Genomic DNA, 12,792 nt, shown 5'->3' on the forward strand with positions numbered 1-12,792 from the left:
TATTATGAGCAATTACAATATCAATAAAGGTATCGGCAGAACGGTTGAGTTCAAAGGACTGAAAGCACAGTACCTGTTCATCTTCGCAGGTGGTCTGCTCGGCGTGCTTATCCTCGTCATGGTCATGTACATGGCAGGCGTAAACTCCTACGTGTGCCTGTTCATCGGGGCAGGCGGTGCATCGCTCATCGTTTGGCAAACATTCGCATTGAACGGCAAATACGGCGAACACGGATTGATGAAAGTCGGGGCAAAGAAAAGGCATCCGAAATACATCATCTGTCGCAGAGCCGTACACCGCTATTTAAAATTCACTTCTAAATCCAGTCATTTATGAGAAATACAGGAAAAGCCACAACGTTGGAAAGCAAGTTTCCATTGCTGGCGGTGGAACACAACTGCATCATTTCAAAGGATGCGGACATCACGGCTTGCTTTCGGGTACACCTGCCGGAACTGTTCACGGTGGCATCGGCGGAGTACGATGCCATTCATTCGGCTTGGCACAAGGCTATCAAGACCTTGCCGGACTATACCATTGTCCATAAACAGGACTGGTACATAAAGGAAAGCTATGCGCCGGATATTGCACAGGAAGACCAGAGTTTCCTTGCAAAGTCCTATCAACAGCATTTCAACGAACGTCCATTTTTAAACCATTACTGTTACCTGTTCCTAACCAAGACCACCAAAGAACGGATGCGGATGCAGAGCAACTTTAGTTCGCTTTGCAAAGGCGTTCTTATCCCGAAAGAAATAAGGGATAAAGAAACCGTCCGAAAGTTCATGGAAGCGGTGGCACAGTTTGAGCGCATCGTCAACGATAGCGGTTTTGTGAAACTGGAACGCTTGACCGAGGATGACATCATCGGCACAGGCGACAAACAGGGATTGCTCGAACAGTACCTTACCCTGTCGAGGGAAGCCGGAACACCCATGCAGGATATAGCATTGGGAAGCGAGGACGTGCGTATCGGCAACAAAAGGCTGTGCCTGCACACCCTGTCCGATACGGACGATTTGCCCAATACGGTATCGGCAAATACGAGGTATGAAAAGCTGTCCACGGACAGGAGCGATTGCCTGCTGTCCTTTGCCTCTCCGGTCGGCTTGCTTCTTAGCTGTAACCATATCTATAACCAATACCTGTTTTTGGATAACAGCGATGAGAACCTGCGCAAGTTTGAAAAGTCAGCCCGTAATATGCACTCACTGGCAAGGTACAGCCGTGCCAATCAGATTAACAAAGAGTGGATTGAAAGGTATCTGAACGAAGCGCACAGCTTCGGGCTATCCTCCATCCGTGCGCACTTCAATGTGATGGCGTGGTCGGATGACCCGAACGAACTCAAACAGCTAAAGAACGACACGGGCAGTGCGCTTGCTTTGATGGAGTGCAAGCCGAGGCATAACACGGTGGATGTTGCGACACTGTATTGGGCAGGCATGGCAGGCAATGCAGGTGACTTTCCGGCAGAGGAAAGTTTTTACACATTTATTGAACCTGCGCTATGCTTCTTCACCGAGGAAACCAACTACCAAAATTCGCCATCGCCTTTCGGTATCAAGATGGCAGACCGATTGACAGGAAAGCCCATCCATTTGGACATATCAGATTTGCCTATGAAGCGAGGCATTATCACAAATCGCAATCGCTTCGTGTTAGGCCCATCTGGGGGTTGGCGGGCTATTCTTAATTGAGTAGCCCGCCAACCCTCCAAACTGGAAGTGGAAAATCATTCTTCACCAATCACATGGTGAGGCAGTATTATGAGCAAGGCTCTCATGTACTATTGGTCGATACGGGCAACTCTTATCAAGGGCTGTGCGAACTAATTAAGGGGAAGACAAAGGGAAAAGACGGTGTGTATTTTACCTACACCGAAGACAACCCGATAGCATTCAATCCATTTTATACGGATGACGGCGTATTCGACATTGAGAAAAGGGAAAGTATCAAAACGCTCATCCTTACGCTTTGGAAGCGTGACGATGAACCGCCGACCCGTTCAGAGGAAGTGGCATTGTCCAATGCCGTGAGCGGTTATATCGACCGTATCAAGCAAAGCGATGAATATCCCTCTTTCAATGGATTTTACGAGTATGTACGGGGCGACTATAAAAAGGTACTGGAAGACAAACAGGTAAGGGAAAAAGACTTTGACCTCGCCAATTTTCTGAACGTGCTTGAACCCTATTACAAGGGCGGAGAGTACGACTATTTGTTGAACTCCGACAAGCAACTTGACCTGCTTTCCAAACGCTTTATCGTGTTTGAAATTGATGCGATTAAAGACCACAAAATCCTCTTTCCCATAGTGACCATCATCATTATGGAAGTATTCATCAATAAGATGCGCAGGCTCAAAGGTGTGCGCAAAATGATACTGATTGAGGAAGCGTGGAAAGCCATCGCCAAAGAGGGAATGGCGGAGTACATCAAGTATCTGTTTAAGACCGTCCGTAAATTTTTTGGTGAGGCTATCGTAGTCACGCAGGAAGTGGACGACATCATCCAGTCACCCGTGGTCAAGGAAAGTATCATCAACAATTCCGACTGTAAAATCCTGCTTGACCAACGCAAGTACATGAACAAATTCGATGCGATACAGGAAATGTTGGGGCTTACAGAAAAGGAAAAATCCCAAATCCTTTCCATCAATCAGAACAATGACCCGTCAAGGCTTTACAAAGAGGTATGGATTGGGCTTGGCGGTACGCACTCCGCCGTATATGCCACAGAGGTTTCGCTCGAAGAATATTTGGCATACACCACAGAGGAAACCGAAAAAATGGAAGTCATGCAACTGGCATCCGAACTGGACGGCAATGTAGAACTGGCGATAAAACGCATTGCCCAACAGAGACGGGAAAAAGGAAATAGTTATTAATCATTTAAAAAAAATCAGAGACAATGAAAAAAGTAATGTTACTGGTGTGTACGGCATTTATGCTTGCCGTTGCACCGTCCGCAAAAGCACAATGGATTGTGACCGACCCTGCAAACCTTGCATCGGGTATCATCAACAGTGCAAATGAAATCATACAGACTTCTTCCACCGTTTCAAACGTGGTAAAGAATTTCAACGAGGTAAAAAAGGTGTATGAACAGGGCAAGGAGTATTATGACAAACTGAAAGCCGTAAACCACCTTGTGAAAGATGCCCGTAAGGTGCAACAGACCGTGTTGCTCGTGGGCGATGTGTCCGAAATGTACGTGAACAATTTCGGCAAGATGATGAACGACCCGAATTTCAGTCCGCAGGAACTGACGGCAATCGCCAACGGTTATTCCACGCTCCTAAACGAGAGTACCGAACTGCTCAAAGAACTGAAACAGATTGTAAGCTCGACCGGACTTTCCCTAAATGACAAGGAACGTATGGACATCATCGACAGGGTTTACAAAGAGGTCAAGGACTACCATAGCCTTGTCCGCTATTTCACCAACAAGAATATCTCCGTAAGCATTTTGAGGGCTAAGAAACAGAACAACACTAAAAGGGTGCTTGAACTGTACGGAACTGCTGAACAAAAATACTGGTAAGCTATGGAATGGAACAATCTTCACGAACTCCTGCGCTCGCTTTACGATGAGATGCTCCCACTGTGCGCCGATATGGCGACAGTGGCTAAGGGCATCGCCGGATTGGGCGCACTGTTCTACGTGGCACTGAAAGTGTGGCAGGCATTGAGCCGTGCAGAACCGATAGACGTGTTTCCGCTCCTGCGACCATTTGCCATCGGGCTTGCCATTATGTTCTTCCCGACCATCGTATTGGGCACTATCAATGCGGTAATGTCTCCGGTGGTAAAAGGCACAAACGCCATGCTCGAAAACCAAGTGCTTGACCTCAACAAATTGCAGGAACAAAAAGACCTGTTGGAGAGAGAGGCGATGCTCCGCAATCCCGAAACCGCTTATCTCGTAAGCGATGAGGAATTTGATAAGAAACTGGACGAATTGGGATGGTCACCGTCCGATTTGGTTGCCATATCCGGTATGTACATGGAGCGTGGAATGTACGATTTAAAGAAAAGCATCCGTGACTGGTTTCGGGAACTACTGGAAGTACTTTTCCAAGCATCCGCTTTGGTCATAGACACCATACGGACATTCTTTCTTATCGTGCTGTCCATTCTCGGGCCGATAGCCTTTGCGATAAGCGTATGGGATGGTTTTCAATCCACACTTACGCAATGGCTGACCCGATATATCAGCGTGTACCTGTGGTTGCCCATCGCCGATATGTTCAGCTCCATGCTCGCCAAGATACAATCCCTCATCATCGAACGGGATATTGATATGCTTGCCGACCCGACCTACATCCCCGACACATCCAACACCGTGTATATCATCTTCATGATAATTGGCATAGTGGGGTACTTCACCGTTCCAACGGTGGCAGGTTGGGTAATACAGGCAGGGGGCGCAGGGAACTTCATGCGCAACGTAAACTCTACGGCATCGAAGACCGGAAACATCGCCGGAGCAGGAACGGGTGCGGTGGCAGGCAATATCGGTGGCAGGTTAATGAACAAATAAAAATCAAGAAGCAATGGAATTTAAGACACTAAGAAACATCGAAAACAGCTTTAGGCAAATACGGCTGTACGCCATTGTATTTGCCGTACTCTGCATCGCTGTGGTAGGTTATGCCGTATGGCAGTCCTACCAGTTTGCCGAGGCACAACGCCAAAAAATATATGTACTGGACAAAGGCAAATCCTTGATGTTGGCACTTTCACAGGATGCAAGCATCAACAGACCTGTTGAGGCAAGGGAACACGTTAAGCGTTTCCATGAACTGTTCTTTACGCTCGCACCGGATAAGAACGCTATCGAAAGCAACATGAAACGGGCTTTTAATCTTGCCGACAAATCGGCTTTTGATTATTACAAAGACCTCTCGGAAAAAGGATATTACAACCGTATCATTTCTGGCAATGTGCAACAGCGTATCGAGGTTGACAGCGTGGTCTGCAACTTCGACACCTATCCCTATGCCGTTAGGACGTATGCCAAACAGTATATCATCCGTCCAAGCAACGTGACCAAACGGAATTTGGTCACCTCATGCCTATTGTTAAACTCGGTCAAGTCCGACAACAATCCGCAGGGTTTCAATATCGAAAAGTTTGCCGTGTTGGAAAACAGGGATGTAGAAGTCATAGACCGCTAAAGCCAAGATTATGCAAGCAATATCAGATTTGAACACGTTCGCCAAAATCCTTACCGCCAAAGGGTATGACGGCTATTTCCATACGCAGGGTGCGTATGCCGGAAAACTGGAAGACAGTATAAGTGAATACCTCGAAAACTGCCGAAAGGGTGCGGAGGGCGCACCAAAGTCACAGCTACTGTTGACGGGCTTTCTGCAATGGGCAGGCGATGACAAACCCTATGTAGAATGCTGTATGTGCGTGAAATACCTAAACGGCAAATTCTTCCTCCATAAAATGAAGGTTGCAAGAAAAGACCAGTTCGGGCAATTACTGAAACAATCGGAACTGACCGACCTATCCGTAGTGACCGCTCCCAAAGTAAAGGAAGCAATCGCCATGGTGAGCGATGCACCGGAGCAAAAGACGGTTCACAGGCAGAAGCGGTTCAGTTTATAAAACGGATTGGGGCATGAAAAATCTAAGAACGACAATCAATAATTGGTTTGACAAACTCGATGGACAGTGGCGAGCGATACCTGTCAAAAAACAGCACCACTATACGCTATTGCTCTTTGCAGGCTATGCGCTATTGTCCATTATCATACTGATAAAAGTATGCTACGATGTAGCACAATCCGATAATACCCTAACGATAGAACATATCGAAAACCCGATTAATGGGCAAAACAAATCCTCGGCTTCTCCGCAGGACAGTATGACAACAATTTTAAAACGTAAAATGTATGAAACCTGCATGAGTTGCCCCTAAAAGGGAAATTACATCAACTCATGCAAGCTTCATCGCCTTTAAAAAACAAATTATAGAGATGAAAAACAGTGAAAACAAAAGGGTAAGTTTTTTGGTCGAAGATGGCGACCCGAAAAACGGAATGGATGCACCGCAGGACGGTGCGCAGAACAAAGCCGAAAAGCTAAAGAAGCCCATCATTTTTGCCCTCATGGGCGTGGTTTTCTTCGGCTGTATGTACCTAATCTTCAAACCGTCCTCCGACAAGCAAAAGGTTGAGGATATTGGTCTGAACGATGTCGTACCGCAGGCGACCGATGCAGGGCTTCAATCCGATAAGCAAAAGGCTTATGAACAGGAAATGCTCGAGCAAAAAATGCAGGAAAAGCGCAATGCGCTCCTGTCACTGTCAGACTATTGGAGCGAAGACAATACCGCCGATCCGGAAGCTGAGCAACCGGATGAGTACTACGAAGACGGCTTCGCTTACGGCGGTGGTACACGCAGAAACAGCAACCCTGCATTGAACAGTTACCGAAGTGCGCAAAGTACGCTGACCTCGTTCTACGATAACAGCGATTACGAAACGCAGGAACTCCGCAGACAGGTTGAGGAACTGAAAGAGCAACTGGCAGAAAAAGACGTACCGCCTGTAACGACCGTAGAAGACCAACTGGCTTTGATGGAAAAGTCATACGAAATGGCATCCCGTTACCTGCCGTCAAATCCGGCACAGACGGGTAATGCGGACACAACGGTTTCGGCAAAGGGTACTGCCCAAAAGGAACATTTTGTGGCATTCACCCCCGTAAGGAAAAATGCGGTTTCCGCATTGTACCGTGAACCGACCGACAGTGCTTTTTTGGCAAACTGGAACGAAACCCGAAACCGTGGCTTTTATACGGCAGGCGTTTCGGAACAGGTCATACAACCGAAAAACAGCATTAGGGCGGTGGTGCAGGAAACACAGGCCGTGACAGGCGAAAGCGGTGTACGGTTGCGTTTGTTGGAAACGGCGCAAACTCCCGTCCGCTCCATTCCGGCAGGAACGGTACTGACGGCTAACGCCAAGTTTCAAAGTGGCAGGTTGCAATTAAAAGTAACATCCATCGAATTTGAGGGCAACATTATTCCGGTCGATATAACCGTGTATGATGTGGACGGACAGCAAGGGCTATTTGTGCCGTATTCCCCCGAAATGAATGCCCTGTCAGAGATTGCCTCCAACATGAGCCAAACGGGGGGAACAAGTATCATGATGACACGCTCGGCAGGGCAACAGATGGCAGGCGACCTTTCCCGTGGCGTGGTGCAGGGCGTTTCGGGTTACTTCTCCAAGAAAGTAAGGACACCGAAAGTAACCGTCAAAGCCGGTCATCAGCTATTCCTCGTTTCAAAAAATTAATGTTTAACTAAAATCAAAGAGAAAATGAAAGCAATATTTAAAAGCCTCATGGCAATGGTCTGTTTAACGGTCTTTATCACAGGTGCAAATGCACAGCAAATTGCATCCAGTACAACAAAATTGAGTATGGGCAAGGTTGACCCTTACGAAATGCAGGTGACGTACAGCAAGACCTCGCACCTCATATTCCCGTCCGCAATCCGCTACGTGGATTTGGGCAGTGAATACCTTATTGCAGGCAAAGCCGAGGATGCGGAAAACGTTTTGCGCATCAAGGCAAGTGTAAGGGATTTTGACGAGGAAACCAATTTTTCGGTCATCACGGACGATGGTCGGTTTTATAACTTCAATGTCTTTTACAGCCCTTATCCGGCAACGCTGAATTATGATTTGCTGACCATGCAAAAGGCATCGGACAGGGAAAACGGCAACGATGTGCTGTTTGAGGAATTGGGGGGCAATTCGCCGTCACTGGCAGGCTTGCTGATGGAAACGATTTACAAAAAGAACAAAAGGATTGTAAAGCATATCGGGGCAAAAAGCTACGGCATACAATTCCTGTTAAAAGGTATCTACGTCCATAACGGAAAATTCTATTTCCATACGGAACTGCGCAACAAAAGCAATGTTCCGTTCAACATTGACTTTGTGAATTTCAAGGTCGTGGACAAGAAAGTCGCCAAGCGTACCGTGGTGCAGGAAAAGGCAATGAACCCGTTGCGTATGTACAAAACGCTCGGTGAAATAACGGGCAATACCACCGACCAAAACGTGTTCCTGCTTGACCAGTTTACCATCACGGATGACAAGGTTCTGATTATCGAAATTTTTGAAAAGAACGGGGGCAGACAACAGGTATTGCAGGTGGAAAACTCCGACCTCGTACACGCCAAGCTGATAAGCGATATGCACCTAAAGATTAATTAACCCAAAAAGAACGAACAATGATAAGATACATTTTTGCCGTGGTGCTTGCCATGCTAAGCATGACGGCGGTACAGGCACAACGGATGCTCCCCAAACAAAAGGGATTGGAAATAAACGCAGGTATGCTGTCCAAAGAAATAAGCGACAATTACTATCTGAATTTGACATTGACCGTGAACGGAAAAAACGGCAATTATTGGATATGGGGTGCGGAGTACACGCATCAGCTCTCGGATTACAGGGATGTACAGATACCGCTCGAAACCTACACTGGCGAGGTGGGTTACAGTCTTCAGCTATTGGGCGATGCGAGAAAGACCGTTACGCTCAATGCAGGGCTTACCGCCGTGGCAGGTTACGAAACCATCAACCGGAGCGAAGCCATGCTACCGGATGGCTCGACTATCCTCGACAAAGACAATTTTGTCTATGGCACAGGCGGACGGCTCACGCTCGAAACGTACCTGTCCGACCGCTTTGTCCTGCTCCTGCAAGGGCGGACAAAAGTATTATGGGGTACGGATTTGAAACAGTTCCGTCCATCGGCAGGGATTGGACTAAGGTTTAACTTTTAAAATTGATTTGGAATGAAAACATTAATCAGAAAATACGGGCTACATTTGCAGGCAATGTTCATGCTCTTGGCGATGTTGGTCTACGCCGTGGTGCTGACTTCGTGTGAAAAAGACGAACTCGACATCAGGCAGAATTACCCTTTTGAGGTACAGGTGATGCCTGTACCCAAAGAGGTAGCGAACGGACAGACCGTTGAAATACGGATTACCGTTCAACGATCGGGCAATTTCAATGATGCGAAATACTACATCCGCTATTTCCAGTTTGACGGACAGGGAGCATTGCGGTATTACAGCGAACCGCCGTATATGCCCAATGATGTGTACCTATTGCCACAGACACAATTTAGGCTGTATTACACCTCGCAATCCACGGTATCACAGTCGTTTGATATTTGGATTTCGGACAACTTCGGGAACGAAAAGCAAATAAGTTTCCAGTTTAACAGCCGTGATTAAAGACAGAAAAATCCTGCCCGATGTGGCGGGATTTTTCATTTTTTAAGCCTGTTATTCGTTGCTTTATCGTAAATTCAAAGTGTTGAATTATAATAGCTATCGTTATGGTTGCATCATTGGTTTTAGGCATAATAGCATTGGTTTTGGGATTAGGTCTGCGTTACTGGATTAACCGCAGGAAGTTTTACAGGCGTAGCCCAACCGGAGCGGAAGGCTTTTCATCCTATGAAAAGTCGGTTATTATTAAAACTTCTGAACGTTTGGGCAAATGGATAGCTTATGCTTTGATTATCTTCGGTGTGCTGTTCTTATGGAGTTATTCGAGACAGAAAAAGGAAAAAGAAAAAGCATCCCAAAATACGGAGATACATAAACCGTAAAGCATCCTTTACTTTAATAAATTTCTAATAAGTGGCAAGCCTAATAAAAAACACTAATAAATTGAAAAATAAAATTCAAACTATTGTATATGATTTTTTCGTGAACTCTTCGGACTTCAACGGAATTCCACTACGGAATATTTCCCAAAAGCTTAATATAGAATATGAAGCCTCAATAGACTTAATAAAAGAACTTGTTATTGAAGATATCGTTTCAATTCAGTCAAGCACCAATCCTCATATTATAGGTTTTCAGCATTATCCAATTGAGAGCCAGTTAAGTATTTTGGAAGAAGCAAAAAAAATTAAAGAAGTTATTCATTCATTTGGTGATTTCAAAATTTCATCTGAGAATACAGAATTCCCCATTTGTCTCTATCCAAGTAAAATTTTCCTTAGCAAGAATAGAACTTTAGCTGAATTTGGTAACGCTTGTTATACGCAACAGCTTGCACTCGGAGAACCTCATTTAAAACCAATTTTTTTTGAAATAGAAGTATTGGATAGGTATTCTAATGACCCTCGGTTTGATTTCAAGTTTGAAGATTATTCTGGACGTATTTCTTGCAGATATGATGAAAATGAAAAGCCAATTGTAAGGGATGAGGACGACATCTTTCTAAAAACATTTGGATTAGGTTTCGATGAAAATGGAAACAGGTTGGCGGTAGTTTACTTAAGATACCTAAAGGATTTAACCGCCGAGCATCAAATCTATTGGAAAAGCAGAGAGAAATCAGGTAACTGTAAAATGCTTGAAGAATATCATCAGAATACAATTCAAGGCAACTGGTCATCTTCTTATTCTATTTTTTCTGGCTTCATTGGAGAACAAAAATGCATAAACGACCTAACTGAATTGATTTTTTCCAAGGCTCTATTTAGAAAAACATTTGAAGAAGAGAATAGACCAAAGGAATTCACGTTTTTCTTTACACCAACTTTGAAAAATTATAATGATTTCATATTGCTACTTGATAAAATGATTTCAGAAAACATCAATAAAGATTTTTTCGAGGGGAAGGTTGAACTATTTGAATACAAAGAATTAGGAAATGGCTTGGTAGAAAAGCAGTCTAAAGGTACACTACAAATTTTCGAAGAATGGCTAACTTCAGTTTTTAACGTAGAGGGAGACGGTACAATCAGTGAACTTTTTAAACCGTTAAAGAAAATACGAAGAGAAAGACAAAATCCGGCTCATAGAATTAGTGAAAACCAATATGATTTGAAGTTTACTGATAAACAAAAACAAATTATAAGTGATGCTTATTCAGTGTTTAGAAATTTAAGAAATATATTCCATCAACATCCCAAAGCGAAGAGCTTTGAAATTCCGAATTGGTTGGAAAATGGTAAAATCAAAACTTTCTAATGAGAGTCACACTGCAAATTATGCATATTACGTTTGTTGAACCTTTTTGGCTTCACTATATTTGTATCTGAAAATATAAAAATCTTAAAGTGTTGTTACTTTAAGTCTCGATACTGAAAACTGGTAATTTTTAAGACAACGAGACGATAAGTAGGAATGCTCACGCCATAGGCGTGGGTGCTCGCTTATTCGTTGTCAGGCATACCAGTGCCCCAGTATCGGTAAGTGTAGTTGCCTGCGCTTTTTTTTAATGCAGGAACTCCATACAAAATGAAAAACTACGTCAATATGGAGACTAAGAACATAAGCCGAATTACCACAGCATTTATCAATGATAAAAGTCCAGTGATGGATTTAATACATGATGACCTCGTTGCTTCGGGGGTAGATGTTGTCTTTCGCTCTGATAACGTTGTGGATGGGATAAATCAACTGTCAGCATTAAAATCGTTACCCAATATCTGCATCATCGATCTCGATTTTTCTGATAAAGGCATCATGAAGCATTTACGGGAATTAAGAAGTCAATACCCTAAATTGAAGCTAATTGCCCATACTGATATGGATGAAGAAAAAATTATCAGAGAACTTGCGGAGCTTGGCTTTTCAAAATATCTGCTGATTGGCAATGACATGAAAAAAGCCATTGACGGGGTGGTCAATGGTAGTTAGATGAATGCTTCATACTTAATATTTGTCTTATTTTAAATGTTGGAGTCTTGCTAAATATTTTTTACATATTCTTTCATCTCGTTTATCATAAAGTGATTTGCGGATACCATAATATCCTCCACCAATAATACTTAAACTTCCAAAAACTTCTTTTATATATTCTTGATTTAAAGCTTCTGAATTATGGGCTAAAGTGTAAAATGCAAGAGGTATGGTGGCGATATCAATCCCAAGTCTTATGATTTCTCTTGCTATTTCATTGAACGTATAATTGTAGTTGTCGATAAATTGCTGTTCTGAAATTCCGTTCCCAATTGAATTTTCAATTATGTCTATTTGGGAGTTAAAACTCCCAATTAAATTTCTATTCCTATTTCTAAATTCTATCAAAGTGTCAAATGGTATGTTGCCAATATTTTTAGGAATTTGCAGTTTAATTATTCCACGAATAAACTTATCACGGACATTGGTATTGGTTGACTTTATTTGGGCATAACTTGTATATTTATCGTATTCTAAATTGTCTGTAATAATACTACCATTTCTTTCAAATGCAATTGCTTTTGCGAGATGTGTCATATATAAGAAAGCAAGGCTTCTTGGTAATACAATACCATCGGCATTTCTTCGTCCAATCTTTTCGCCTTCACAAAATTCAACCCAAGAATTTGAAAATTTTTCTCCATAAATTTGGTAGTCCCAAGTATTTGGATTTTTCCAATCTCTAAAAACATTAACTCTGTTAAAAAGGAAGCTTGATTCGTAAGTTCTCTTTATAATTCTTTCAGCTTCGGAAATGGCTTTCAATGAAGCTTGTTCACCTTGATAGTACTCTGGAGAGAAAAAGTCCACCAAATCCGTTTCATTTTGAAGCTTCCGATAGTCGTTACTAATCAAATGTTGTCGGTTATATGGTATAATACTTTCGAAATTATCTAAATATAAAATTGAGAATTTTAACCATTCATTTTCAGGAGGTTCAAAATTTGGATAGTAGATGTATTTTTTCATTATTATTGCATTTATCTGGTTGTAGTAACAAATTTAAAGAATAAAAAGCTTTCATTATCAGCAATTAATGTAAA

The 12,792-nt window shown here is 43.3% G+C and carries 14 protein-coding genes and 1 pseudogene; 14 read left to right on the forward strand and 1 reads right to left on the reverse strand.

The annotated features are described in order from the left end of the window. The first annotated feature begins 4 nt into the window (after positions 1 to 4). From ACP6L2_RS02380 to ACP6L2_RS02445, 14 genes and pseudogenes are all read left to right on the forward strand, one after another. A complete protein-coding gene (locus tag ACP6L2_RS02380; protein ID WP_028069457.1) occupies positions 5 to 337 on the forward strand; it encodes a DUF4133 domain-containing protein in 333 nt (110 codons plus the stop codon). Then, positions 334 to 2,891 (forward strand): annotated as a pseudogene (locus ACP6L2_RS02385) (TraG family conjugative transposon ATPase). The gene ACP6L2_RS02380 and the pseudogene ACP6L2_RS02385 overlap by 4 nt, the downstream one beginning before the upstream one ends. A 23-nt stretch (positions 2,892 to 2,914) precedes the next feature. Further along, a complete protein-coding gene (locus tag ACP6L2_RS02390) occupies positions 2,915 to 3,547 on the forward strand; it encodes a DUF4141 domain-containing protein (protein WP_440507712.1) in 633 nt (210 codons plus the stop codon). 3 nt (positions 3,548 to 3,550) lie between these two features. After that, the gene (gene traJ / locus ACP6L2_RS02395) at positions 3,551 to 4,546 is read left to right on the forward strand and encodes a conjugative transposon protein TraJ (RefSeq protein WP_440507713.1); all 996 of its coding nucleotides are present in this window, start codon (positions 3,551 to 3,553) and stop codon (positions 4,544 to 4,546) included. 13 nt (positions 4,547 to 4,559) lie between these two features. Next, positions 4,560 to 5,183 (forward strand): conjugative transposon protein TraK, encoded by a 624-nt coding sequence (gene traK, locus ACP6L2_RS02400; RefSeq protein ID WP_149347378.1) that lies wholly within the window; start codon positions 4,560 to 4,562, stop codon positions 5,181 to 5,183. A 10-nt stretch (positions 5,184 to 5,193) separates the two neighbouring features. Then, on the forward strand, positions 5,194 to 5,622 hold the full coding sequence (locus ACP6L2_RS02405; protein ID WP_440507714.1) for a hypothetical protein: 429 nt from the start codon (positions 5,194 to 5,196) through the stop codon (positions 5,620 to 5,622). Positions 5,623 to 5,635: 13 nt separating this feature from the next. Further along, entirely contained in the window at positions 5,636 to 5,935 is a 300-nt protein-coding gene (locus ACP6L2_RS02410) for a nitrogen regulatory IIA protein (RefSeq protein ID WP_440507715.1), read from the forward strand. Between the two features lie 58 nt (positions 5,936 to 5,993). Continuing rightward, on the forward strand, positions 5,994 to 7,319 hold the full coding sequence (gene traM / locus ACP6L2_RS02415) for a conjugative transposon protein TraM (protein ID WP_440507716.1): 1,326 nt from the start codon (positions 5,994 to 5,996) through the stop codon (positions 7,317 to 7,319). Positions 7,320 to 7,343: 24 nt separating this feature from the next. Next, entirely contained in the window at positions 7,344 to 8,246 is a 903-nt protein-coding gene (traN, locus tag ACP6L2_RS02420) for a conjugative transposon protein TraN (protein ID WP_440507717.1), read from the forward strand. Positions 8,247 to 8,263: 17 nt separating this feature from the next. Further along, complete coding sequence (locus ACP6L2_RS02425) at positions 8,264 to 8,821, forward strand: conjugal transfer protein TraO (protein WP_440507718.1); 558 nt, start codon at positions 8,264 to 8,266, stop codon at positions 8,819 to 8,821. Between the two features lie 54 nt (positions 8,822 to 8,875). After that, positions 8,876 to 9,280, forward strand: coding sequence for a DUF3872 domain-containing protein (locus tag ACP6L2_RS02430; RefSeq protein WP_440508673.1), 405 nt, complete (start codon positions 8,876 to 8,878; stop codon positions 9,278 to 9,280). 104 nt (positions 9,281 to 9,384) lie between these two features. Next, positions 9,385 to 9,660, forward strand: a complete 276-nt coding sequence (locus ACP6L2_RS02435; RefSeq protein WP_440507719.1) for a molybdenum ABC transporter permease — start codon at positions 9,385 to 9,387, stop codon at positions 9,658 to 9,660. A gap of 61 nt (positions 9,661 to 9,721) precedes the next feature. Continuing rightward, positions 9,722 to 11,035, forward strand: coding sequence for a hypothetical protein (locus ACP6L2_RS02440; protein ID WP_160370890.1), 1,314 nt, complete (start codon positions 9,722 to 9,724; stop codon positions 11,033 to 11,035). A gap of 288 nt (positions 11,036 to 11,323) precedes the next feature. Next, the gene (locus ACP6L2_RS02445) at positions 11,324 to 11,707 is read left to right on the forward strand and encodes a response regulator transcription factor (RefSeq protein ID WP_028069470.1); all 384 of its coding nucleotides are present in this window, start codon (positions 11,324 to 11,326) and stop codon (positions 11,705 to 11,707) included. A gap of 27 nt (positions 11,708 to 11,734) precedes the next feature. On the opposite strand, the gene ACP6L2_RS02450 is transcribed toward ACP6L2_RS02445, so the two are convergent. Beyond that, positions 11,735 to 12,718 (reverse strand): hypothetical protein, encoded by a 984-nt coding sequence (locus tag ACP6L2_RS02450; protein WP_440507720.1) that lies wholly within the window; start codon positions 12,716 to 12,718, stop codon positions 11,735 to 11,737. Between the last annotated feature and the right edge of the window lie 74 nt (positions 12,719 to 12,792).

It is taken from the genome of Sphingobacterium lactis, from assembly GCF_051951495.1.
GTDB lineage: Bacteria > Bacteroidota > Bacteroidia > Sphingobacteriales > Sphingobacteriaceae > Sphingobacterium > Sphingobacterium lactis_A.

Bases quoted from the DNA above. Each gene is read 5' to 3' on its own strand.
- ACP6L2_RS02380 (WP_028069457.1), top strand. From the start codon at position 5: ATGAGCAATTACAATATCAATAAAGGTATCGGCAGAACGGTTGAGTTC.
- ACP6L2_RS02390 (WP_440507712.1), top strand. From the start codon at position 2,915: ATGAAAAAAGTAATGTTACTGGTGTGTACGGCATTTATGCTTGCCGTT.
- traJ (WP_440507713.1), top strand. From the start codon at position 3,551: ATGGAATGGAACAATCTTCACGAACTCCTGCGCTCGCTTTACGATGAG.
- traK (WP_149347378.1), top strand. From the start codon at position 4,560: ATGGAATTTAAGACACTAAGAAACATCGAAAACAGCTTTAGGCAAATA.
- ACP6L2_RS02405 (WP_440507714.1), top strand. From the start codon at position 5,194: ATGCAAGCAATATCAGATTTGAACACGTTCGCCAAAATCCTTACCGCC.
- ACP6L2_RS02410 (WP_440507715.1), top strand. From the start codon at position 5,636: ATGAAAAATCTAAGAACGACAATCAATAATTGGTTTGACAAACTCGAT.
- traM (WP_440507716.1), top strand. From the start codon at position 5,994: ATGAAAAACAGTGAAAACAAAAGGGTAAGTTTTTTGGTCGAAGATGGC.
- traN (WP_440507717.1), top strand. From the start codon at position 7,344: ATGAAAGCAATATTTAAAAGCCTCATGGCAATGGTCTGTTTAACGGTC.
- ACP6L2_RS02425 (WP_440507718.1), top strand. From the start codon at position 8,264: ATGATAAGATACATTTTTGCCGTGGTGCTTGCCATGCTAAGCATGACG.
- ACP6L2_RS02430 (WP_440508673.1), top strand. From the start codon at position 8,876: ATGTTCATGCTCTTGGCGATGTTGGTCTACGCCGTGGTGCTGACTTCG.
- ACP6L2_RS02435 (WP_440507719.1), top strand. From the start codon at position 9,385: ATGGTTGCATCATTGGTTTTAGGCATAATAGCATTGGTTTTGGGATTA.
- ACP6L2_RS02445 (WP_028069470.1), top strand. From the start codon at position 11,324: ATGGAGACTAAGAACATAAGCCGAATTACCACAGCATTTATCAATGAT.
- ACP6L2_RS02450 (WP_440507720.1), bottom strand. From the start codon at position 12,718: ATGAAAAAATACATCTACTATCCAAATTTTGAACCTCCTGAAAATGAA.